Raw genomic sequence first — 23,475 nt, 5'->3', positions numbered from 1 at the left:
GCTGCGGCGGGGGCGGTGATGGATTCTCCTTACTCTCCTCCTTCCGCCTCCGGCTGTTCCAGCCGTTCCAGGAACTGGTCGAGCCGGATGACATTCACTTTGGGGAAGGGGATGTGGGCCAGGCAACGGAAGTGGGCGTCATTGCTCACGATGTAGTCGGCTCCGGCGATGATGGCACAGTCCACGAATTTGTTGTCGTCCGGGTCGCGCTCGATGAGGCGGAAGCGGAAGTGCGGGTCGTGGAAGCTGGTGAAGGGGCTGCGTACGATGGCGTTCACAATGTTGAAGGCAAACTCGGCGCTTGCCAGGCGTTCCAGGATTTCGTGATACTCGTCCAGGATTTCGTTGCTCACGCAGAGTGTGTAGCGACCCTCGCGGAAGGCTTGCCAGGCCAGGCGGTAGGGGCTGTGGATGGATAGCATCTGCACCAGGCAGTTGGTATCGATGACGATGGGGCGGCGGCTCATTGCTTGTACGGTGTTCGGTAGTGAGCGTTCTTGAGGTCTTCCAGAGTCTTTTCGTTCCACTGGCCGCTTTCCCAGAGGCGTTCCATTTCGCGGTCGGCGCGGCGGGCGAAGAACTCGGAGATGGCGTGCTTGAGTTCTTGCAGCTCTTCGTCGGTGCGGATGTCGGACATGATGTCGAGCATCTCCAGCTGGGCTTTGTTGAATACGGTGGTCTTCATACGTTGGGTTCTCCTTTCTTTGTTACGTTACGTTGTTTTCTCCGCCGACAAAGTTACGAATCCTTGTTCAGAATCGCAATGCCGACGGGGCAATAGTTTTCGTTTCCAGAATGTCAAAGAGCGATTTCGCGGGGCGCGGGGAGCCTGAGATACCCCTCTCCCTTAGTCCGCCGGGACTTTCTTCAGCAGCAGTGGCGGCACGTTGGTGTCGTAGTTCTTGCCTTCGGCGGCGCGCAGGGCAGCGGGGTAGGCGGGGTTCTGGACGTAGCGGTAGGGATTATTGCCGAGGGCGGCGTTCATCTTGTTGGCGGGGCTGTTGCCGCCTCCGGCGAACCAGGAGGGGATGGTGCCGTCGCCGTTGTAGGCGTTGGGGCCGATGACGCTGGTGCTGGTGCCGCCACCGCCGGTGCCGGGGGGAGGGATGCTGGCGCCGCCTACTCCGTTATTAGGCCTGGTGCCGGGGCCGAAGCTTTGCCAGTAGCAGTTGCTGACGGTGGAGGTGTGATTGTATCCCACTGCTCCGCCGGTGTCGCCATTGCCCGTCACGCTTCCCGTGCTGTAGCAGGCGGTGATGGTGGAGCCGTCGTAACTTCTTCCCACTATTCCGCCGGTTTTGTTCGCGCCGTTCACGCTTCCCGTGTTGTAGCAGGCGGTGAGGGTGGAGATTTCATTGTATCCTGTTACTCCGCCGGTGTTCTCGCCCGTGCTCGTTACGCTTCCCGTGTTGGTGCAGGCGATGATGGTGGCGTATTTATTGCTTCCCGTTACTCCGCCGGTGCTGCTCGTGCCTGTCACGCTTCCCGTGTTGGTGCAGGCGGTGAGGGTGGTGTAGGTGGTGGTAGATCCCGCTATTCCGCCGGTGCTGCTCGTGCCCTTCACGCTTCCCGTGTTGGTGCAGGCGGTGATGGTGACGGAGTTCTGATTGTTTCCCGCTATTCCGCCGACGCAGCTCGTGCCCTTCACGCTTCCCGTGTGGGTGCAGTTGGTGATGGTGGAGTAGGAGTAGGAGTTTCCCACTATTCCGCCGGTGTTCCCTCTTCCCGTCACCGTGCTCTCCACTGTCAGATTCTTCACCGTGGCGGGGGAACCGTTCGCGCTGATGTACCCGAAGAAGCCTTGGTTGTCCGCCTCCGGCCGATTGATGACGAGCCCGGACACGGTGTGCCCCTGGCCGTCGAAGGTGCCGATGTAGGGGGTGAAGGTGTTGCCGCCCAGCGGCGTCCAGTTGCTTCCGCCCGTAGCGGGTGGCGTCAGATGGATGTCCGCCATCAGGCGGGCGCAGGCGGCGAGGTTGGCGTCGGTGCTATAGTCGGCGCCGCTGCCTCCTTCTCCCAGACTTCCATCCTTCTTCGTCCCCATCACGATGTGTGCAAACTTCTGCAGCCCGTTCACACCGCTTATCAGGTAGAAGGTCTTGTCGCCTTCTGTGACGCTGGGCAGGGTGGAGCCTTCGGCGGCTATCAGTGCATCCAGCTTATATCCGGGCACGGTGGCGGCATCCACCTTGTACCCCTTCGCCTGCGTCAGCTTCAGCTGGTTGACTTTGAAGATAGGGTCGGCCGGATTGGAGGCGTCATCGGTAGTCAGCCCGGCGCTCTGCAGCAGCTGGTCGGTGAGGCCGAGGGGGTTGGGGGCGCCGGCTCCCACGGCACCGGAGGCGCGCAGCGTGAGTTTGCCGGCGGCGGACGTGGGTATGTTGCTGCCGGCGTCGTCGCCGTTCGTAGTCAGGGGGACGTAGAAGATGAGGTCGCCGGTGGCAGGGTCGGGGACGAGGCTCTTTATCAGCGCGGCGTTCGGCGAGCTGTCGAAGCTGCCCAGGGCGGGCAATCCGGTGGCGGGGTCGTAGCTCAGCAGGTTGGTGGTTACTTCATCCTCGCTGTCTGCCTGGATGGTGTACTTCAGCGGCTGTCCGCCGAAGAGGCTGAACTGGCTTTCCTGGAAGTCCAGCATCAGGCCGGGCAGGGTGTTGATGCGCAGGCGGGCGCAGAGGGGGGTCCAGGTGCCGAAGTCGAGGGAGAGGGAGCCGGAGGCGGAGCTGCCGGAACCGGAGCCACTGCCAGAGCCGGAACCGCTGCCGCCCAGCCGCAGTGTGCAGGTGGAGCGCCAGACGGGGATGCCGGTGTAGAAGGGGCCGCCGTAGCTGCCGCCCACTTCTTCTGCATCGTACTGGTGCGGCGTCTTGGCAGGTGCGTACTGCGCCGTGCAGACGAGGGTGGTGACGGCGTCGGGCAGGACGAGGGAGGAGGGGGAGAGAGGCTTGAAGGCTTTTAGCTTGCCGTTGGCGTAGCTGCTGTTGCTGATAACAATTGCCTTCAGGCTGGTGATGCTCCAGGCGGTGCCGGAGTATTGGGCGATGCCGACGAGGTAGTGGCGGAAAGCGCCGCCGCCGCCGCCGAAGTTACTGCTTGTTTGTTCCTTTCCGCTGTTATCGACAATCGTTACGCCGTCCTCTCCGCTACTTACGCTGAAGTATTGGGTCGTCACGTTCCCCGGCGTCGTCAGCTCCTGTCCGTCCCACGGGCTGTAGGCGGTGTCGGGCAGGTCGTCGCCGTCTTCATCTTCTCCTCCCAGCAGTTGCAGGGTGAAGTAGATGCAGTCGCCGGTGGTCCAGGCGGACTTTTCGGGGGCGATGGAGCGGGTTGATATACCTTCCGCGCGGGTTTGGGCGCCTTCGGCAGCGGGGGCAGCTCCGTCTTCTTCAAACTGCGGCCTCCCTGTCGTCGTACTCAGCGCGAGTCGAAAGGCGTCGGTGGCGACGGGTTTCTCCGTCGGGTTGGAGTTGTATGTGTCCAGCTCGTCGGGCCGGCAGGCGGCCAGGGCGAGGAGGAGGGTGAGGGCGATGGCGAGCATCGATGCGAATGTTCTTATAGGTTTCATATCTGCTTATATTATTGTTAGGCTAATGGCTTCTTTCTTTATGATCTCTTCCGCCTCCCTTTCCACTCTTCTTTCAATCTCGCTGAGGATGGCTTCGGGGCACTCAAAGACCACTCGGTTTTCAAACCGGATGACTTCTATTCCCTGCGTTCTTTCCAGGTATTCCGTGCGTTGTTCGTCGTACTGGATGCCGCAGTCGGTGAAGTGAGGTTCTCCGTCCAGCTCGATGCAGAGCTTGAGGGCGGGACAGTAGAAGTCGAGCACGTAGGGTCCTGCGCCGAACTGTCGTCGCCAGAGGAGGCCGCACACTTGTCGTGCTCGTAGCATTCGCCACAGGATGGCTTCGGCCGGTGTGGCGTGGTTTCTCAGTTGTCGCCTCAGTTCTTTTTGCTGGTGGCGGTTGTTGTCCGGGTTGGGGGCGATGTTTCGGTTGTATGCCATGGGATGTTGGGGTTTTAGGGGTTATTGGTACTATTGGGTTATTATTTATTGGGTTATTGTTTATTGGGTTATTGTTAGCCAGTACTATCTCCAATGTTATTGGTAGCCGGTGCTATCTCCAATTCCCCCGCCTGAACCAACGGTCGGCGAAGCCAAAGGGGGGGTGCCCGCAGGGCGGGGGAGTTTCACACAAGGCGGGAGTAACTCCAAGTGTTGTGCTAAACTCCCTCCCCCCGCTGCGCGGGGTACTCCCCCTTTCAGGCGGGAGAATCTTGAGATAGTCCTGCTTGCGGGGGGCTGGCTGCGGGGAGGAGACTGGCTGCTCAGTCCGCCGGCACCTTCTGCAGCAGCAGGGGCGGCACGGAGGTGTCGTAGTCCGGAGCACCAGCCTTGCTCAAGGCTTCGCTGTAGGCAGTGTTCTTGACGAAGCGGTAGGGGCAGAGCTTCTTCTGGTCGGCGGCGTCGGTGCCGAGGGCGCCGTTCCACTTGTCGATGGCCTCGTTCAGCTTGGCGGCAGGGGTGGTGTCGGTGTCGCCGGCGGTGGCGGGGGCAAACCAGGAGGGGGTGCCATCGGTGGCGTAGGCGGAGGAGATGGAGGGGATAATGTTGTCGTAGTCTTCGCCTATTCCTAACGTCGGCCTGCTGCCACTGGGGCCGAAGGTTTGCCAGTAGCAGGTGGTGAGGACAGCGGTATTCAATCCCGCTACTCCGCCGTAGATGTCCGTACCCGTCACGCTTCCTGTGCTGTAGCAGGCTGTGATGGTGGAGTAATTGCTTCCCGCTACTCCGCCGATGTAGTAGCCCGTACCCGTCACGCTTCCCGTGTTGTAGCAGGCGGTGATGGTGGAGGAGGAGTAGTTTTCTCCCGCTACTCCGCCGATGTAGTAGCCCGTGCTCGTCACGCTTCCCGTGTTGTAGCAGGCGGTGATGGTGGAGGAGGAGTAGTTTTCTCCCGCTACTCCGCCGGTGTTGCTCGTGCCCGTTACGCTTCCCGTATTGGGGCAGGCGGTGATGGGGGAGGAGTTGTTATTGTATCCCGCTACTCCGCCGGGGTAGCTCGTGCCCGTCACGCTTCCCGTATGGGGGCAGGCGGTGATGGTGGAGGAGTTGTTATCGTATCCCGCTACTCCGCCGGTGTAGCCCGTACCCGTCACGCTTCCCGTGTTGTAGCAGGCGGTGATGGAGGAGGAGTTGCTTCCCACTACTCCGCCGGTGTAGCTCGTGCCCTTCACGCTACCCTTGTTGGTGCAGTTGGTGATGGTGGAGGAGGAGGTACTATATCCCACGATGCCGCCGGTATTCAGTCTTCCCGTCACTGTCCCCTCCACCGTCAGGTTCTTCACCGTGGCGGGGGAGCCGGTTATGCCGATGCGTCCGAAGAAGCCCTGGTAGCCCTCGTCCGGTCGGTTGATGACGAGCCCGGACACGGTGTGTCCGCCGCCGTCGAAGGTACCTTGGTAGGGGTAGCTGTAGGTGCCTATCGGCATCCAATTACTCCCCGTATCGTCCTTGGGCAGCAGGCTCAGGTCGATGTTCGCGGTCAGGGTGCAGTTCAGCTTCAGGATGGCGGCGCCATCGTTTTTCGCGCTGTTCACCAGTGCTGCAAAGCCCTTCAGCCCGGCAGCGCTGTGCACTTCCCAGCCGGTGACGTTGTCGGTGGCGTCCTTCACTTCGTTGTAGTCGCGGCCTTCTATCAGGTCGCTCTTTATCTCTTCTTCTTCCTCTCCGAATCCCAACTCTCCCTCCGCCTTCGCGAAGTTCACTTCCGCCTTCGTGGGCGTCAGCGCCAGCGTCATGGGGTAGCGGTGGTTGGCGGCTACGGTGATGGGGGTGGTGCTCAGGGGGAAGGTGGTGGTGCTGACGACGACGCCGTTGCCGTTCTTCTTCGTCAGCACAGCCTGGAAGGCGAGCACCGTTGCTCCGGCGGGCAGCAGTGCCTGCAGGGTGCCTACGGCGGGGGTACTGATGGTTCCGGGCGTGCTTCCGCTCACCGCCGTCACGCGGCTGAAGGCGAGGGTGTAGTTGTCCGTGCCATCCTCGCTGCCGCCGGCGGGGCGTACGGTGGCCATCAGGCTGAGGCCGTCGGCGGTGTAGCCCTCCACGAAGGCGGCGTCGATGAAGATGTCGTCGGGCTTCAGGCGAAGCATGGCGCCGGCGTGCTGCAGCGTGGCAGAGAACTGCCCCAGGTTGGGGTCGTTCAGGTCGGTGACGATGCGCAGGCTGCCGGAGCCGCTGGTGGTGGCGGTGGTGGCGACGAGGCGGTCGTAGTACATGCGGGTGGCGATGTTGGTGATGGGGTCGGTGCCGCCCATGTAGAAGTAGCCCGTGGGGGTGGCGTCGGTGCCGGGGATTAGCTCGGCGGTGGCGCCGCCGTCGTCGTTCTTCAGCGGCTCGTAGGTGAGGCGTGCGCGGGCGTAGGCCCAGGACTCGCCGGGGTGGGTGTCGGCGTTGGGGCGCAGGGGGTTGTTGGCGGCGTCCTTGGTGCTTATCTGCCAGAGGGGGGTGGCGCCGTTGGCCTGGCGGGTGAGGGTGGCGTGGTAGGGGTAACTGTCGGCGTCGGGGCTTCCGTCGGGGTTGGCATTGGCGTTGGCATCGGCGGGGCTGAAGCTGTAGTCCAGGGTCAGTGGGTCGCCGGCCTCGAAGGCGGTGATGATGGCATTGGGCTGCTGGCTGGTGCCGACGCCCAGTTCCTCGTAGACGGCGCGGGTGGTGGCGCTCACGGTGGTGGGACTCCCTCCCCCCGCTGCGCGGGGTACTCCCCCTAAGACAGGGGGAGAATAGGAGATGTCGCGCGGGGTGAGGAGGGCGGTGGTGGCGGGGTCGTTGCCGTCAGTGCCGTCGTTGCCCAGGCCGTTATCGTCGGTGCAGGAACCCAGTAGCAGGGAGAGGGCCACGAGCAGATTGGCGGCGGAAGCAATGGTCGCGATGACTGCGAGGATGTGTATTACTGTCTTTGATTTCATATCTGTCTGATGATTTTGTTACGTTACGTTGTTTATCTGTTCTCCTTTCAGGCGGGAGTATCTCAGGCTCCTCCGCCTGAAAGGGGAGGTGGCCGAAGGCCGGAGGGGTCTCTCGCTTCACCGGAGTAACTTCAAGTGTTGTGCTAAACTCCCTCCCCCCGCTGCGCGGGGTACTCCCCCTTTCAGGCGGGAGAATCTTGAGTTACTACTGCTTGCGGCTTCACACACGCCCCCGTCAGCTGCGCTGCCACCCCCTCTAACTTAGAGGGGGAGCTTGAGATACCCTCTGCGTGCTATGGCGGCGTTGTCCCCTTCTTCCTCAGCAGGAGCGGGGGGACGGTGGTGTCGGCGTTCGTACCGCCGTCGTAGGACGTGTTCGCGTAGAACTCGTAGGGGCAGGCGAGGCCGTCGTCGGCGTGGTCGTTGTTCCAGGTGCCGATGGCGGTGTTCAGGCCGGTGAGGGCGGAGGAAGACCAGGCGGAGGCGGTTGCTATCTTGGTGGTGCCGGAATGAGATTTATTATTGCCGACGCCTTCTGTTGGTCTGTGGCCGGTGCCGAAGGTTTGCCAGTAGCAAGCGGTGATGGTGGCGTTGTTGAGTGTGCTTCCCACTACTCCGCCGGTGTAGTAGTCTATGCCCGTCACGCTGCCCGTGCTCGTCACGCTTCCCGTGTTGATGCAGGCGGTGATGGTGGCGTTGTTGATGTTGTATCCCGTTATTCCGCCGGTGTTGCTGCCCATGTTCATCACACTTCCCGTGTTGGTGCAGGCGATGATGGTGGCGGAGGAGTTATTGTATCCCGCTACTCCGCCGACGTAGTTCTTGTCGCTCGTGCCCATCACGCTTCCCGTGTTGGTGGAGGCGGTGATGGTGGAGCCGGAATTGTATCCCGCTATTCCACCGATGGCGCCGATGTTGCCCGTGCCCGTCACGCTTCCCGTGTTGGTGCAGGCGGTGATGGTGGCGACGTGATTGCTTCCCGCTATTCCGCCTACAAAGTCATCACCTTTCACTTCTACTCGGCTGACGCAGCTTTCCACCCGGTTTCCGAGCAAACTGCATCCCACGATGCCGCCGGTGTAGTATTTTCCCGTCACTTTCCCCTCCACCGTCAGATTCTTCACCGTGGCGGGCTTGCTGTATGCGTCGATGTACCCGAAGAAGCCTTGATAGCTCGTGCTCTCCCGGTTGATGACCAGCCCGGACACTGTGTGCCCGTTGCCATCGAAGGTGCCGGTATAAGGCTTGTCGTGAGTTCCTATCGGCGTCCAGTTGCTTTCCGTGTCGGGGTTGCTGAGTGCGGGCAGGGTGATGTCTGCTTCGAGGCGGCAGTTCAGGGCGCGGCCTTCGTCGGTGGTGGCGTTGTTCACGGCGTCGGCAAAGGCTTGCAGGCCAGCGGCATTGTATACTACGTAGGTTTTCTGGCCGTCGGCATCGGTTTCGATTTCGTAGGACTCCTGATCCCATTCCTGATTGTTGCCGGCCTCGGTGCTTGCATCCGTCAATTCCTCTACGGTTACTTCGTCCGGCGTCAGGGCGTCGTTCACCACGAGGCTGAGGGTGAGGCGCAGGTGCTCGTTGGCGTTGTAGGCGAAGGCGGTGCCGGTGGCGTAGATGCCGTTGCCGGAATCGGTGTCGCCGCTGGCAAACTCGCTGCCCGTGGCGCGGTTTACGGAGAGGTCTGTCAAATCCTTGGTCACAGTCTTCGTCTGGCCGCGGTAGGTGTAGCTGATGGAGAGTAACTGTTGCCGCCCGTCGCCACCCGTGGGCACCGGCTGCGGAGCCAGGTAGATGCTGCCGGACAGGACTTTGCTGCTACCGGACGGGGCGCTGCTGCTGATGAGGACGACTTTCTGAGGGTCGGCATCGGAGGCGGCATCGGGATTGCTTCCGCCGTCCTTCTTCGCCCTGGGCCAGGGCAGGATGGTGATGTGTGTGGCGTCCGTGGCCACGGCCTCTGCTGCGCAAGGCACGGCGTAGAGGCTCACCTCGATGTTGCTCAGGTGGCCGAAGTCCGGGCGTCCGCCGCCGGGATTCACCACCACGGTGAGGCGGGCCAGGCGGTTCTGCAGGGTGCCGAACTGCAGGGGCTGTCGGTGGCCGTCATCGGCCGTCATCTGGTATTTACCCCAAAGCGTGGTCAGTGCAGGGGAGGCTGCGGCGGCGTTGGCGCTGAGGTCTTCGTTGCGCTTCACGGTGAGGTAGAAGGTTTGCTGAGTGGCGCCTTCGCCCTGTATCTGCGACCAGTAGAGGGGGGCAGGAGTTGCGGCGCCGGTCTTGGCGGTGACGAAGGAGAGGGTGGGGTTGCCTCCGCCTTCGGTGCCCAGCGTGATGAAGTCGCCGGGGACGGGGTAGGCGGTGAGGCCCTCCGTGCTGCCTTCGGCGGGCTGGGCAGCGGGGTACCACAGGGTGAGGGCGGAGAGCTTGCTGTCCGGGGGCAGGGCGCGGGTGCTGCGTGTCAAGGTGCCCGAGGCGGTGGCGGCGGGCAGGGCGGCGGTGGCCACAAGGGCGTCGGGAGCAGTCGGTGCGGGGACGTCTATCGCTTCGCTGGGGTCGCACGCGGCGAGGGTCAGGCAGAGGAGGCCGGCGGCGATGGCCGTGCTTCGGAGGCTGATGCCCGTGCTGCGGAGGCTGATAAGGGCCGTGCTTCGGCGGGCGGCTTCTTTATACCTTATATATATAGGTAGATTCTTCATGCTTGGTTTCTCCATCGTTTAGTTATTGTCCGGTTTCAGTTCTCCGCTGCCCTCGAGGTTGTCCCAGCCGGCCAGCGTCAGGGCGAAGCCTACGCCCGTCTCGTTCACGGTCAGGGTCAGGGTGTAGTGCTTGCCGGGCTCCAGCTGCTCGAACTTGCCGGTGCCGGCGTTGCTGTCGGTGCTGCTTGCCGTGGGGGCGGGCAGCGTATTCAGCTGCACGGTGTAGGAGTTCTCGTTGTCGCCGCGCACCAGCTTCACGGTGCAGTCGTCTCCCAGCGTCTGCGGTGCCACGAGGTAGGTGATACCGTCCTCGGACGTGATGGCTTCGGCGCCGAAGGCGTAGGGGGCGGTGATGCTTTCGGCTTGGTCCGTCAGCTGGATTGCGGCTGTGCCGTCCGCCTGCAGGGTGACGCCGCCTTGTGCTGCTATTCTCTTCAGGTTGATGCTGCGGCCGGTCAGTGCTGCGACGAGGGCGTTTTTATCGTCTGCGCTGGGGGCATCGGGAGTATCGGTGTATCCCGTGCCGGGCAGCAGCTTCACGGTGAGCTTCGCCATGGTGTGCGTCATTCGGAAGTTGAGCGGTGCGCCATACTCGGCGGTGGCGATGCCGGTGCAGATGTCCTGCTCGTTGCCCACGGTCGGCGTGGCGGCCGGGGTGTAGCGGCAGACGAAGGTGTACGGGTTGCCCGTCTGGGCAATGTTGTCCCAGTAGATGGGGGTGGAGCCTGAAGCCGGCGCCCAGCCTTTGCCGGTGCCGGCGGAGTAACTGTAGGCGGTGGCGTAGCTTGCGGCGGACTGAACGGTGCCGTCCTTCACGTAGTGCACGCTGAGGTGGTCGCCTTCGGCGGGGGCGATGCCGCTGTCAGCATCGGGCGTGCCGCCCTTCAGTCCGTCCACGGTGACGGTTGTGCCTGTGCTGTTCGTCTCCCACTCCTTCAGCTGCATGCTCAGGCTGATGTCGCTCTTGGTCAGGGTGACGTTGATGACGTTGTTGGCGGCCTGCTGCAGCTCGTAGTCGTTGCTCACTCTTACGCTGTAGGTCTGCGTCGGGGGCGTTGCGCCTTCGCCTGCAGCGGTGATGCTGATGACGGCGATGACCGTGCCCCGGGCTATGGTCTGCGGCACGCAGATGGCTTCGAAGCTGACGGCGGCGTTCTCCTGAGGCGTGGCGCATCGGCAGGGCGTGATGTCCTTCTTCTTCGTACCCACGTTGGTGATGATCTTGGCGGCATCGGCCTTGCCCACGAAGAGGACGTCGCACGTGGTGCTGAGTTCCTTCACGGTGACGACGGCCTGCTTCAGCTGCTGGGCGGTGTAGGCGCCGTCATCGCCGGAGTTATCCACAAGATTGATGGTCAGCTTGGCCAGGGCGTGGGTGAAGAGGAGGAGTTTCTGTCCGTTGGCTCCCTTGTTGGCGGTGTAGGTCAGTCCGCGCATGTTGCTGCTGACGAGCAGGTCGTTGGCGGTGAGCACCTGGCTGCCGGGGGTTGCACCATTGCCGGACTGGTCGGTGGAGACGGCCCAGGAGATGCCTTCGCCGGTGCTGCCGGTGGGGTCGTCTGCCTGGGTGGTGGTGCCTGTATTTCCTGCCTTGTTCAGGGGCGCCGGGCTGCTGTAAGGGCTGTAGGCATAGATGTCGAGTGCGGTGCTGTAGTTGTTCCAGTAGATGGGGTCGCCATTGTCGGCGAGGGTTCCCGTGCCGCTGTACAGGCGGTTGGCGCTGGCGGCCTCCATGCCTGTGAGGGTGGAGGCACCGTTAGCGGCGAAGAAGACGCCTACCTGTGCGGTGGCATCCAGGTCGCGGGGGACGTCGGTGGCGCGGGTGGTGCCGGATGCGGTGCCGTTGGCGGATGCGGTGCCGTTGGCGCGTGTACCGGGTGCGGTATGCAGGATGGTGTTGCTCAAGCCGAAGCTGAGGTCGATGGCTTCGGGGGCATCCTGGTCTGTGGCTTCATCGTTCTGGCAGGCGCCGACGCTGAGGGCGGTTACTGCCAAGGCTACTGCGGCAGCCCATAAGTGGAGTTTCTTTTCCATATTGTTTTTTTATTCTATAATCTTTTTATCTGTTACTCTAAATCCATCTCCCTGTCTTACTTGGCGGGGTCGTCCCAATCGCCTTCCTCATCGGCCTGGCTTCCGCTGCCCCAGGGCACTACGGCAAAGCTGAGGCTGATGCCCGTCTTTCCGATGGTGGCAGTGATGGCCTGTTCCTTACCGGGGAGCAGTGTGAAGCCTGCTTCGGCTGTGGCGCGCACGGTGTAGGTGGCGCCGTCGGTGCCGTCGGGCTGCTTCATCTGTACACTGAAGATGGCTGCGCCTTGCGGCCAGCTCTGCGGACAGAGGGTGAGGGTGTTCATCACGGCCCGGGCGTTGCCGGCATCGGCAGCTTCGGCCTCGGTATTGTGGGTCGCTATCAGGTCCTTCGTGGCTTTCGTCGTTGTGAAGCCGGCTCCCGGTGCGGGGCCTGCCTCTGTCACGGTGTATCCTTTCAGCAGGCTGACGGTGGCACGCTTCATGTCGTCTGCAGTGTATCCCGTGCCGGGTTTCAGGAAGATGGTGAGGCGGCTCATCAAGTGCGTCAGGGCATTGTCTCCGCTGAAGCGGACAGCGCTGCCGAAGGCTGCGGTGGTGGTGCCTGCCATGTAGTCCTTCTCCGGCGTGTCGGCGGCGGCAGGGGTCAGCAGGGCGCTGAAGGTGTAGGTGGCGGCTTGGGGCAAAGCATCCCAGTACAGGGGGGCAAGGCTGCTCCAGGTGCCGGTAGCGGCGGAGTAGGTATAGGTGGCGGTGCTTCCGGCAGTAGCTCCGGCGATGCTATTTCCTGCAGTAGCGTTATCGCCCGGAGTACCGGCTGCTATTGTCAGCAGATCGCCCTCGGCCGGGGTGTAGCCTGCCTCACCCGATACCCCGCCATTTCCGTCGGTGATACCGCCGATGCTGATAGTCTGCGATTCTTGGACGCCGGTTCCCCAGTCGGCTGTGCTGACGCGAATGTCGGCAGCGGTGGGGGTAAGGGTCAGTGACAGGGTATGAATCTTTCCGCCTTCCAGCACGAGGTCCTGCCCCAGGGTGAAGGTGTAGGTGCTTGTGGCAGTGCCGGTATTCTTCAGTTGCACGACGAACGTGGTGCCTGCCGCAATGCTCTGAGGAGCCACGAGGAGGGAGGCATTTCCGGCCTGGTCCAGGGGCAGGGTGTAGGCGGCGGAGGCATCGGTGCTCCGTGTATCGGTGCTTCCTGCATCAGCCTGCGCTTTCGCCGTCACCACATTCTCATCGCTGATCTCCGTGTTCTGCCTGAACCCGTTCAGCGTCAGCGTAGCCCCGGCGGTGCTGATTGTGGCGGGGAAGTCCGTCCCCTTCAGCAGCGTAACGTTCAGTTTGGCATAGAGATGCTTCAGTTCCAGGCTGATGCCCCCGCCGGAAAGCGTGGCAGGCACCGTATTGCCCAGCACGTCGGCCAGTCCGCTGACGGCATCTGTCGCCGGGGTATTGCCATCGGCCTGCATCGGCGTGTGGCGGGCATAGAAAGCCTCGTCGGCAGCCAGACTCTCCAGATAGAACGGCGTGGCACTGTTCCACTTGGCAGTGGTGGCATCAAAGGTATATTCAGCTTTGGCGGTGGGTGCAGAAGCGGTCCAGAGGGTGAGGGCGTTGATGCCGGCTGCGGTGCCGTCGGTAGCAGTGACGGTCACGGGCAGTGTCTCCAGGTCGATGGTGGCGCCGGTGGTCCAGTCCGTCACGGTGGCGCTGATTACGGCTTCCGTCTGCCTCAAGTGCACACGTAAGGTGTTCACGGTGCCCTCCACCAGGGCTGCTTCGGCGGGCAGCGTAGCCTCAAAGGTCTTTTTGCCTGTGCTGACGATGAGCGTGACACCTGCGTCGGCCGCGGTGGGCAGCACGATGGCAGTGGCTTCCAACTGTTGCTGGGTGGCGTTCCAGGCGACGGGTAGCAGCAGGTCTGTGGCCGTACCGCTGCCGATGAGTTTCTCCTCTGCCAGGCTCCATTGGGCAGTGGTGGCCGTGCCTCGCAGTGTCAGGGTGGCGCCGCTGCTCAGGTCCACGTCCGCTGCCGAGGCTTCGCGGTCCACGGTGATGAGCAGCTTCACCAGCTTATGGCGGAAATTGAGGGCAACGTCGGGGCGGGTGTCACTGTGTCCCGTGCTCTTGTCTGCCACCATGAGGTCAATCCGGCTGAGCGACGTCTGGTCTGCCGTGCTGACAGGTATCAGCAGGTCGGCATCTATCTGCCGGTAGGGGTAGAAGGCGAACACGTCGGCCTCTTCTCCCTGTGCGGGGTAGTAGGCGGTGTTCTCGGGATTGGCAGGGACAAATTTTCCGTTGGCGGTGGCAGTTACGTATTTGCAGACTGTTTTTCCGTCCACCGGCGTGGTGGTTCCGGCCTCAAGTAGGGTAAGGCCGATGGCGTCGTTGGCTTGCCAGGCATTATCGGTAGCGCGAGTGCTGGGAGTACTGATGGAGGTACTGATGGTGGCGCTGATACTGACGTTGGTAAGATTTACGGCGGTGCGTTTGTCAGGGTTGTTACTGTCTGTTTCGTTGTCGCTACAGCCAGCCAATGTTAGCAATGCTAAGGCGATTGCGGTGAGTACGGAATGTTTCATTGATCTAATAGATTGAATATTTATTTGTTGACAAATATCAATCTATTTTATAAAAATCACAAAGCCATTCGATTATAATAACCCTAAGGAGTCAAATTGTCTATGAATATGCGTCAGATTGTCGGCATGTATTCCGCCAGATCGTCTCATTCTCCCTGCATGAACAGCTGATTTATTATTTCTTTTCCCTTTGTATCTTCCTGTATTCTGTGGGCGACATATTATATTTCTCCTGAAAGGCGCGTTGCATGCCTCTCGTACTGGTGAAGCCGGAGGCTGTGGCGATGTTTGCGATAATTTCGTCGGTGTTCTCCAGCAGGCTGATGGCATGGTCCAGGCGTACGTGCTGGATATAGTTGACGAGGCTCATGCCGGTGTAGGCCTGTACGGTGTCGCTCAGCGTGTCCTTGTTGGTCTGCAGGCGGGTAAGGAGGTGTTCACGGCGGAGATTCGGCTCTTTGAAGAGCTGCTCCTCTTTCAGTAACTTCTCAAGGCGGGTGAAGAGTTCGGGGGCGTTTCGGGTGAGGTGTTTCCTCTGGATGGGAATTTCGGTGGCCGGGGTGACGGGTGTTGTTCCGGGTGGGGGCAGCGGACGCCGTTTCAGTGCCTGTAGCAGATCTACGGTTCGTTTCTCCAAGGCTTGGTTCTTCTGTTCCTGCTCTGCGAAACGCATTTCCTGTTCTGCGATGCACTTCTCTTGTTCTGCAATGCACTTCTCTTGGTCTGCGATGCGCGTTTCCTGATTTCGGATGGTCAGTCGGTTCTCTTGGATGCGTTCGGCCATGGTGCGGTTGCTGCGGCGCTTGGCTTTAAGGTTGCGGTAGCCCAGGTAGATGCAGGCGAACAGTAGCAGGAGGGCGATGCCGAGCGTACCCATGATGATGCGTTGCTGTGCGAGCTCTTCCTGCTGTGCGGCGATTCGCATGGCTTTCTCTTCGTTTTCGTAGAGGGCGGCGGTCTGCATGCTTTCACTTTCCCGTCGGCGGTAGTTCAGGGTGTCGGTGATGAGGGCGGCGCGGTCGTAGCACTCCCAGGCTTGCTGCTGATGGCCGGTGGTGCGCAGGGCTTCGGCCAGTTGCCGGTAGGTATTCCGGGTGTTTTCGCTGAAGCTGTCGAGGTGGTTGTCCTGTTGTAGCTGGGTTTCCAGCAGGGGGAGGGCGGCGGCAGGCATTTGGTTTTCCAGATAAAGGCTGATGAGATGGCCGCGGGCGTAGGGGTCTCCCTCATCGGCAGGTTGACTGAGGCGTTGGGCCCATTGACGGGCTTCGTTGCTTTGGCCTTGTAGCCGGCAGAGGGTGCTCTTATAGGAATATACGTCGTATTGCAGGGCGTCGAGCACTTTCCGGGGGATTCCGTCGGGGCGTTGCGGGGTCAGTTCCATGTCGTGGAGCCGGTGGGTGATGACAGACAGGGTGTCGAGGTTTCCGGCGGCGGTTTCCAGATCGCCGGCTTTGAGGGTTTCTTTCACCAGGGTGGCGCGCATACAGGCCAGGTCGTAGAGGGCTCGGGCCACGTAGCCTTCGCCGCTGCTTTGGCGTTGCTCTACTTTTTGCTGTCCCAGGGCGAGGGCGGTGCGGGCGGCGCGGATGCCACTTTGGGAGTCGCCGGTGCGGAAGTAGATGTTGGTGAGGTATTGATAGACGATTTGTCGTCCGTTGTCGGGGTTCTCCAGTTCGTCCGACTTCTGTAGCATGAGGCGGACGTGGCGCAAGGCGTCTTCGTAACGGTTCAGTTGGATGTATTCGTCCGTCAGATTACGGCTGAGGTTGATGTAGTGGCGCGGGTTCTGCTGTACAGAGTCGGTGGCAAAGGCTTGCTCGAAGTAGTGGATGGCGAGCAGGTGCTTCTGCTGCACCTGGTAGGCGGTGCCGATGACCCAGTTCACCTTGAAGGCGGGGGCGTTGCCTTCGTTGCCGATGAGCTTGGCTTGGCGCAGGCATTCGTCGGGTTGGCTGAAGGCGGTGCGTTGCAGGCGCAGCAGGGTGTCGGCGTAGTAGGCGGCTTGGGCCGGACTAAGGGCGGCGGGACGGTGGCAGGCGGCAAGGCATAACAGCAGTGTCAGGAGGGCGGGGAAGGGTTGATATCTTTTCATGCTGATGTCGTTTTGATGGGGCAAAAATAAGTTTTCTTTTCGTTATCTCCGAATCATTTGCTATCTTTCTCTGAAATGGAAAATTTTATGTAAGTTTGTATCGGGGGAGTTTTATAGAACGATGACCGAGCGTAAGATTATTCATATAGACATGGACGCATTCTATGCTTCTGTAGAACAGCGTGATAATCCTGAACTACGGGGTAAACCCATTGCTGTGGGGCATGCCGAAGAACGGGGCGTGGTAGCTGCGGCCAGCTACGAGGCACGCCGCTTCGGGGTGCGTTCCGCCATGTCTTCGCAGAAGGCCAGACGGCTGTGTCCCCAACTTATCTTTATTCCGGGGCGGATGGAAGTGTATAAATCCGTTTCCCGTCAGATACACGAGATTTTCCACGAATATACGGATATTATCGAACCTATCTCCCTGGATGAGGCTTTTCTGGATGTAACGGAGAACAAACCCGGTATCTCCCTGGCTGTGGATATTGCAAAGGAGATCAAGCAGAAGATCAGGGAGAGACTGCATCTGGTTGCTTCGGCCGGCATATCTTATAATAAATTTCTTGCCAAGATAGCTTCGGATTATCGTAAACCGGACGGGCTTTGTACCATCCATCCTGCCCAGGCACTGGAATTCGTTGCACATCTGCCTATCGAGAGTTTTTGGGGAGTAGGCCCGGTGACTGCCAAGAAGATGCATTCTTTGGGGATACACAACGGCGAGCAGTTGCGCGCATGTTCTTTGGCGATGCTGACCCGGGAGTTTGGCAAGGTGGGAGCTATCTATTATGACTTTGCCCGAGGCATTGACATGCGTCCGGTGGAGGCAGTGCGTATCCGCAAGTCTATCGGCTGCGAACATACGCTGGAGAAGGACATCAACCAACGTTCTTCTGTTATCATCGAACTATATCATACGGCGGTAGAATTGGTGAGTCGCCTGGAGCATAAGGATTTTCGCGGAAATACGCTGACTCTGAAAATAAAGTTCCACGATTTTAGCCAGATCACTCGTAGTATTACCCAGTCCAAGGAGCTAATCACTCTTGATGTCATCCTGCCTTTAGCCAAACAACTGCTGAAGGAAGTAGATTATGAACATCATCCCATCCGTCTGATAGGTCTTTCTGTTTCCAATCCTCGGGAAGAAGGAGAGGAGAAAAGTGGTGTTTGGGAACAGTTGAGTTTTGAATTCAGTGATTGGGAGTGACAGAGGTAATTTTACCAATATTTTCATATGTCGGTTGGAAATGTTATATTTGTAGGTCATCGTATGCGTATAACATTAAATATTAAAGGAATATGAAGACTAAAATACAGATAGGAATATGCTTGTTGTGCCTCTCTATCAGTGCCTGTGTAGATACATTCAATGCACATTTGCCGCAGAACTCTACGGTACTTGTTGTTGAAGGTAATATTATATCAGATAGTACTGTGGTTTTTGCTCTAAGTCGTTCTTTCTCTTTGGATGTAGAGTCACTTCCTCAGGATTATAACCGGATAGATGCTGAGGTCAGTGTTGTGGGGACTGATGGTTCGTCTTTCAGTGGCATTGCTTTGGGCAGTGGAAAATATCAGGTTGCTGTCGGCACGCTGAACAAGGATGTCAGTTATAGTCTGAAGGTTGTTTATGACGGTGATACTTACACTTCCGATCCCCAGTATCCGCTGGAGACGGAAACGATAGGTGATGTTACCTACGAACAGCCGGAAGAATATGGCGACATCTACATTCGTCTTTCTACGCAAAGCCAGGATGCTGAACATTATTTGTGGAGTTATGAAGAAGACTGGGAGGTAAAAGCAGTATATAGGACTATATATATTTATGATCCGGAAACAGATGGGGTGATTGTTTATAAAACAGCTCCATATGCACATGGATGGTGCCATAATGAATCGTCCGATATAATAGTGGGCGGCACGGGAACAAATGTGAATAACAGTTTGAAGAATAAACGGCTTTATTCCATTGCATCCAGTGATCACCGTGTTTCCTGCTATTACAGTACTTTGATAAAGCAGCGGAAGATTTCGGTAGGTGAATATGAATACTATCAAGAGAAGGTGAGGATTAATGAAGAGATGGGAGGACTGTTTACTCCCCAGCCATCGGAGCTTCCTACGAATATCACGTGCAGCAACCCTGAAAAAAGTGCAATAGGCTATGTGGGGGTTAATATGAATGTAGCAGAATGTCGTATCTTCATTTCTACCAATGACATACAATACCAGATGCTTGATGATTGCAGTATTATGGAAGATTCGAAAAAGTACTCATCGCTGGAATTATATCTGATGGGATACGCTATTGCTTATCGTGATTTAGGGTACTCATGGGCCAGAAGAAGTTGTACGGATGTGCGTTATTTAGGTGCTACTTTAGAGAAGCCTTCTTTCTGGCCGGATGATACTCATTAAATTAGTGAATTAGCTACAGATGTTTTTGTATTTCAGAAGGATATGTTATATTTGTAGCCATTGCATCCCTATAATAATTTATACCTATGCGAAAAATACAGATCTTTATGCTTTTTGGCATTCTTTTTATTTTGCCTTCGGCCTATGCGCAGCAGACGGTTTTCGATGAGTTTAGAAAAGTAGCGGGAGATTACGCTGCCCTTTATTCCGGTAAAGCAGAGGTGAGCTACAATCAGAATAGGTATCTTAATCATCCTTATTGGGATACAGATGAATTTCGTAAGGGAGCTGTCTGTTATCAGGGATGGCTTTACTCCGATTTGCTGCTTCGTTATGATACTCATAAAAAAAGTTTGGTTCTGGTTACTCCGGAAAAGCGGATTCTGCTGCAGGCGGATATGCGGAAAGTGGAGTATTTCATCATAGACGGTCAGAAGTTTGTGCCATACGGCGACAGTTATGCTGCATTGCTATACGAAAGCCCGCAAATGAGTTTGAAGCAGTATGTTGTGACTACCATTGATACGCAAGCCAAGAAGGAGAACCGCTATTACAATCAATTCAAGAAAAACATCTACTTCAGTATTCATAAAGACGGAACCGACTATACGGTAACTTCCCGTTCCGGTTTCCTGAAACTTTTTCCTGCCTATAAGAAACAACTGAAAGCCTATTGCCGGAAGAACGAGTTGAACTTCAGTAAAGACTATCGTGCACAGGCTATGACCCTGTTAACGGAATATGCCGATTCTCTAACTCATAAGAAATGAATATGAAAGCACACAATTTTAAGTATATAGTAACCTTACTTCTTATACTATTTCCTTTGGTTACCTTTGCACAGCAGCAACAGGCAGTTACGGACAGTATCTCTATCTTTGAGTTGATAAATGCTGTAGAAAAAAGCACTTCCTGCCACATCTATACCACTATAACAAAGCCTTTTAAAGTGAAGCGGACAGAAACTCAGCAACCTACTGCCGAACATTTACGGCAAGCGCTGGCCACTACTCCTTATAAAGTGACAGTCTATGGAAGCAAGATATTTGTCTTGCCCGATATATTCCTTGCCACTTCCCTGCCTCCGGTGCTGAGGGGAGAGAAGCCCGGAACTGATGATGAGCAGCTTTCTTCCTATATACCTATAGTCAAATCTTCCTCTGAAAACAGAGTTTATGAGATAGGAGACAAGTACAAACCTTCTTCCGGCAACACGGTAACCTTGACCGGAAGAGTTTCGGACTTTAAAACCGGACAGAGTCTGACCGGTATCAACATCGTGCACCGTGAACCGTGGGTGGCTACTACTACCGGGAGTCAGGGGGAATTCACGATTGAACTGCCCGTAGGATACAATGTTATTGAAATTAGCGGAATGAACATCAAGGAAACCCGCCGGCAGTTTATGGCCTATAATGATGGCATCGCACACATAGAGTTGGAAGAAGAAAATCACATGCTGGACGAGGTACTTGTCGTCTCCGGGCGCGTGCAAAATGTGAAGAGCGTCCAGCTGGGTATGGAGAAGTTCCAGCCGGCCTTACTGAAGAATATTCCCACAGCGATGGGCGAGGTGGATGTGCTGAAGATGATACAGACCCTTCCCGGTATCAAAACTGTGGGGGAGGCATCCAGCGGGTATAATGTGCGCGGAAGTGCTGCCGATCAGAATCTGTTACTGCTCAACAACGGAACGATTTATAACCCGAATCATCTCTTCGGTTTCTTTACGGCTTTCAACTCGGATATGATAAAGGATGCGGAACTCTACAAGAGCAGCATTCCCAGCCAGTATGGCGGTCGCATTGCCTCTGTACTGAACATTACCAGCAAAGAGGCAAGTAAGGAGAAGTTTACAGGTTCGGCCGGCATCGGATTGGTCACCAGTAAGTTGAACCTTGAAATTCCTATCATAAAAGAAAAAACATCCCTCCTGTTGAGCGGGCGCACCACCTATTCGGACTGGATTATGAAGACGCTGCCCGAAAAGAGTGGATATCGTGACGGGAAAGCCGGATTCTATGATATGGGCGCCGTCTTCTCGCATACTTTAGACGAACGCAACAAACTGAATGTCTACGGTTATTATAGCCACGACCGTTTTGCCTTTAACAATAACGAGAAGTATGCTTATAGCAATATGAACTTCTCGGCGAATTGGCGAAGCATCTTTACGGAAAAGCTGACTGCCAACTTCTCTTTCGGTTATGACCACTATGACTACCGGAATGATGAAACGGTGGAAGAGCCTGCTGCTGCACGTTTGTCTTTTGCCATCAACCAGTGGTTTGGCAAGGCAGACTTTGTTTACAGTGTCGGCCATAATCATACATTGAACTTCGGATTGATGAGTCAGTTCTATAATGTAAATTCGGGAACCTACGAACCCTTGGGGGCAAACTCCCTGGTAAGACGGGATGAACTTCAGCAAGACAAGGCGCTGGAGAGTGCCGTTTATGTGGGCGATCAATGGGATATTACTTCCAAACTTTCCGTAAATGCAGGCATACGTTACTCCATATTCAATGCATTGGGCCCCCGTACTTACTATACGTATGAAGCAGGTATGCTGCCTTCTGCCACTACAGTGACAGACTCTATTACGGCAGGTAGCGGAAAGATAATTAAAACCTATCATGGACCGGAGTTCAGACTATCCGGTCGGTATGCATTTACTGATGACTTTTCTGTGAAGGCGGGTTTCAATACTATGCGCCAATATATTCATAAAGTGTCGAATACAACAATCATGTCGCCCACGGATACCTGGAAACTGAGCGATCCTAATATCAAACCCCAAAGCGGCTGGCAGATAGCGGCAGGTGCTTACTATAATACACCGGGACAAGTGCTGGAACTCTCCGTAGAAGGATATTACAAGAAACTGACCGACTATCTGGATTATCGCAGTTCCGCCCAATTGTTGATGAACCATCACCTTGAAACGGATGTCATCAATACAGAGGGATATGCTTATGGTGTAGAATTCCAGGTGAAGAAGCCGGCCGGGAAACTGAATGGCTGGATGAGTTATACTTACTCGCGCACCTTCCTGCGACAGAATGATCCGCGTATAAGCCGTCCCATCAATAATGGAGACTGGTACCCGACGGAATATGACAAGCCGCATGACTTCAAGTTTGTAGGAAACTATAAGTTTACCCGCCGTTACAGCATGTCGTTCAATATGGACTACAGTACGGGGCGTCCCACCACCATACCTGCCGGACAGTATTATGACCAGAGCCTGAAAAAAATGCAAGTCTATTATACCGATCGTAACAGTTACCGCATTCCCGACTATTTCCGTATAGACTTGTCGTTCAACATCGAGCCGAGCCACCATCTGACGTTGCTTACACATAGCTCAATCTCTTTTGGTGTCTATAACCTGACAGGAAGAAGAAACGCCTATTCCATCTATTACGTATCTGAGAAAGGTAAGATTCAAGGATACAAGATGTCTATTTTCGGCGCTCCCATTCCTTTTATTACTTACAACATAAAATTCTAAGGAGGTATGAAGAACAAAATAAGCATAGGAATATGGATGTGTTTACTGTGGCTCATTATCGGTAATTGTGTCGATGAATTCGATGCACATCTGTCGGATAATAATAAGAGCCTGCTTGTTGTTGAGGGAAATATCGTGTCGGATAGTGCTGTCGTATTCTCTCTCAGTCGTAGTTTCTCCCTGAATGTCGAAGGGCTCCCTCCGGATTATAATCTGGTAAATGCAGAAGTCAGCGTAGTGGGGAGTGACGGTTCGTGCTTCAATGGAGTTGCTTTGGGGCAAGGGAAATATCAGGTTGACATCGGTACACTGAGCAAGGATATCGGCTACAGTCTGAAAATAGTTTATGACGGAGATACATATACTTCCGAACCTCAGCAACCGATAGTGACAGAGGGGATAGACAACGTTAGCTTTGAGCAGCCGGAAAGTTATGGAGATATCCACATCAAGATTGCTACCCATAGCCAGGAGGCTGCATACTATATGTGGACTTATGAAGAAGATTGGGAAGTGAGAGCGGAATATAGCACTGTGTGGTTTTATGACCCGTTGACCGGTAATGTGATTCTTTATAGCAAACCTCCCTATGCGCTTGGATGGTGTCATGCTAGCTCGCCCGAAACACTGGTCGGTACTACAGGATCGAGCATTGGCAACCGTTTGGAGAATAAACGGCTTTATTCTATAGCAGCCAGCGATCACCGGGTTTCTTGCTATTACAGTTCCTTGATACAGCAGCGTAAGCTATCGAAAGGCGAGTATGAATATTATCAGGAGAAAGTGAAACTTAATGAAGGGATGGGTGGACTGTTTACCCCCCAACCATCGGAATTGCCTACAAATATTGTTTGTAGCGATCCTGACAAACAAGTGATTGGCTATGTGGGTGTTAATATGAATGTGGCAACACACCGCCTTTATATTTCCAATAAAGACATACAATACGATAATCAGCTTAATTGTAGAATTATGGAAGGAGAAGAAGTATTGAAATACACAGATGACGAGTTGTATGCAATGGGATTTCGTCTTGCTTTCTGGAGTAGTTTTGGAAGGGAATTTTGTTATTGGGTTCCGAAAGAATGTGCAGACGTGCGCGAGTTGGGTGCTACCCTTGAAAAGCCTTCTTTCTGGCCGGATGAAATTAATTAATAACTG

14 protein-coding genes are annotated in these 23,475 nt (G+C 56.5%); 5 read left to right on the top strand and 9 right to left on the bottom strand.

Going from position 1 to position 23,475, the window contains the following annotated elements; all coding sequences use genetic code 11:
* Window positions 1-29: 29 nt before the first annotated feature.
* The 9 genes from AAE250_RS06675 to AAE250_RS06635 all read right to left on the bottom strand — a co-directional run bounded on the left by AAE250_RS06675 (window position 30) and on the right by AAE250_RS06635 (window position 16,373).
* The gene (locus AAE250_RS06675) at window positions 30-527 is read right to left on the bottom strand and encodes a putative toxin-antitoxin system toxin component, PIN family (RefSeq protein ID WP_342288792.1); all 498 of its coding nucleotides are present in this window, start codon (window positions 525-527) and stop codon (window positions 30-32) included.
* Entirely contained in the window at window positions 464-685 is a 222-nt protein-coding gene (locus tag AAE250_RS06670) for a dephospho-CoA kinase (RefSeq protein ID WP_294598544.1), read from the bottom strand. Before AAE250_RS06670 ends, AAE250_RS06675 begins: the two co-directional genes overlap by 64 nt.
* Before the next feature lie 162 nt (window positions 686-847).
* The gene (locus AAE250_RS06665) at window positions 848-2,332 is read right to left on the bottom strand and encodes a GLUG motif-containing protein (RefSeq protein WP_294598542.1); all 1,485 of its coding nucleotides are present in this window, start codon (window positions 2,330-2,332) and stop codon (window positions 848-850) included.
* Window positions 2,333-3,568: 1,236 nt separating this feature from the next.
* Window positions 3,569-4,003 carry an endonuclease domain-containing protein gene (locus AAE250_RS06660; protein WP_294598541.1) on the bottom strand — a complete coding sequence of 145 codons (435 nt, stop codon included), beginning with the start codon at window positions 4,001-4,003 and terminating at the stop codon, window positions 3,569-3,571.
* Between the two features lie 323 nt (window positions 4,004-4,326).
* Window positions 4,327-6,315, bottom strand: coding sequence for a GLUG motif-containing protein (locus AAE250_RS06655; RefSeq protein ID WP_342288791.1), 1,989 nt, complete (start codon window positions 6,313-6,315; stop codon window positions 4,327-4,329).
* Between the two features lie 944 nt (window positions 6,316-7,259).
* Window positions 7,260-8,954, bottom strand: coding sequence for a hypothetical protein (locus AAE250_RS06650; RefSeq protein WP_342288790.1), 1,695 nt, complete (start codon window positions 8,952-8,954; stop codon window positions 7,260-7,262).
* A gap of 726 nt (window positions 8,955-9,680) precedes the next feature.
* Complete coding sequence (locus AAE250_RS06645) at window positions 9,681-11,696, bottom strand: fimbrillin family protein (RefSeq protein ID WP_294598535.1); 2,016 nt, start codon at window positions 11,694-11,696, stop codon at window positions 9,681-9,683.
* A 56-nt stretch (window positions 11,697-11,752) separates the two neighbouring features.
* Window positions 11,753-14,281 (bottom strand): fimbrillin family protein, encoded by a 2,529-nt coding sequence (locus AAE250_RS06640; RefSeq protein WP_294598533.1) that lies wholly within the window; start codon window positions 14,279-14,281, stop codon window positions 11,753-11,755.
* 175 nt (window positions 14,282-14,456) lie between these two features.
* Complete coding sequence (locus AAE250_RS06635; RefSeq protein WP_294598531.1) at window positions 14,457-16,373, bottom strand: helix-turn-helix transcriptional regulator; 1,917 nt, start codon at window positions 16,371-16,373, stop codon at window positions 14,457-14,459.
* A 121-nt stretch (window positions 16,374-16,494) separates the two neighbouring features.
* Between AAE250_RS06635 and dinB the strand changes: the two genes are divergently transcribed.
* The 5 genes from dinB (at window position 16,495) to AAE250_RS06610 (ending at window position 23,469) form a co-directional block, all read left to right on the top strand.
* Window positions 16,495-17,586 (top strand): DNA polymerase IV, encoded by a 1,092-nt coding sequence (gene dinB / locus AAE250_RS06630; protein WP_294598529.1) that lies wholly within the window; start codon window positions 16,495-16,497, stop codon window positions 17,584-17,586.
* 92 nt (window positions 17,587-17,678) lie between these two features.
* Complete coding sequence (locus AAE250_RS06625; RefSeq protein WP_294598527.1) at window positions 17,679-18,800, top strand: DUF4249 family protein; 1,122 nt, start codon at window positions 17,679-17,681, stop codon at window positions 18,798-18,800.
* A gap of 86 nt (window positions 18,801-18,886) precedes the next feature.
* On the top strand, window positions 18,887-19,570 hold the full coding sequence (locus tag AAE250_RS06620; RefSeq protein WP_294598525.1) for a hypothetical protein: 684 nt from the start codon (window positions 18,887-18,889) through the stop codon (window positions 19,568-19,570).
* A 2-nt stretch (window positions 19,571-19,572) separates the two neighbouring features.
* Complete coding sequence (locus AAE250_RS06615) at window positions 19,573-22,314, top strand: TonB-dependent receptor (protein WP_294598523.1); 2,742 nt, start codon at window positions 19,573-19,575, stop codon at window positions 22,312-22,314.
* A gap of 6 nt (window positions 22,315-22,320) precedes the next feature.
* Window positions 22,321-23,469 carry a DUF4249 domain-containing protein gene (locus AAE250_RS06610; protein ID WP_294598521.1) on the top strand — a complete coding sequence of 383 codons (1,149 nt, stop codon included), beginning with the start codon at window positions 22,321-22,323 and terminating at the stop codon, window positions 23,467-23,469.
* The last annotated feature ends 6 nt before the right edge of the window (window positions 23,470-23,475 follow it).

Origin of the sequence: Bacteroides sp. GD17 (assembly GCF_038448625.1) — a bacterium.
Taxonomy (GTDB): domain Bacteria; phylum Bacteroidota; class Bacteroidia; order Bacteroidales; family Bacteroidaceae; genus Bacteroides.
This window is presented reverse-complemented; position numbering and strand designations above follow the sequence as displayed.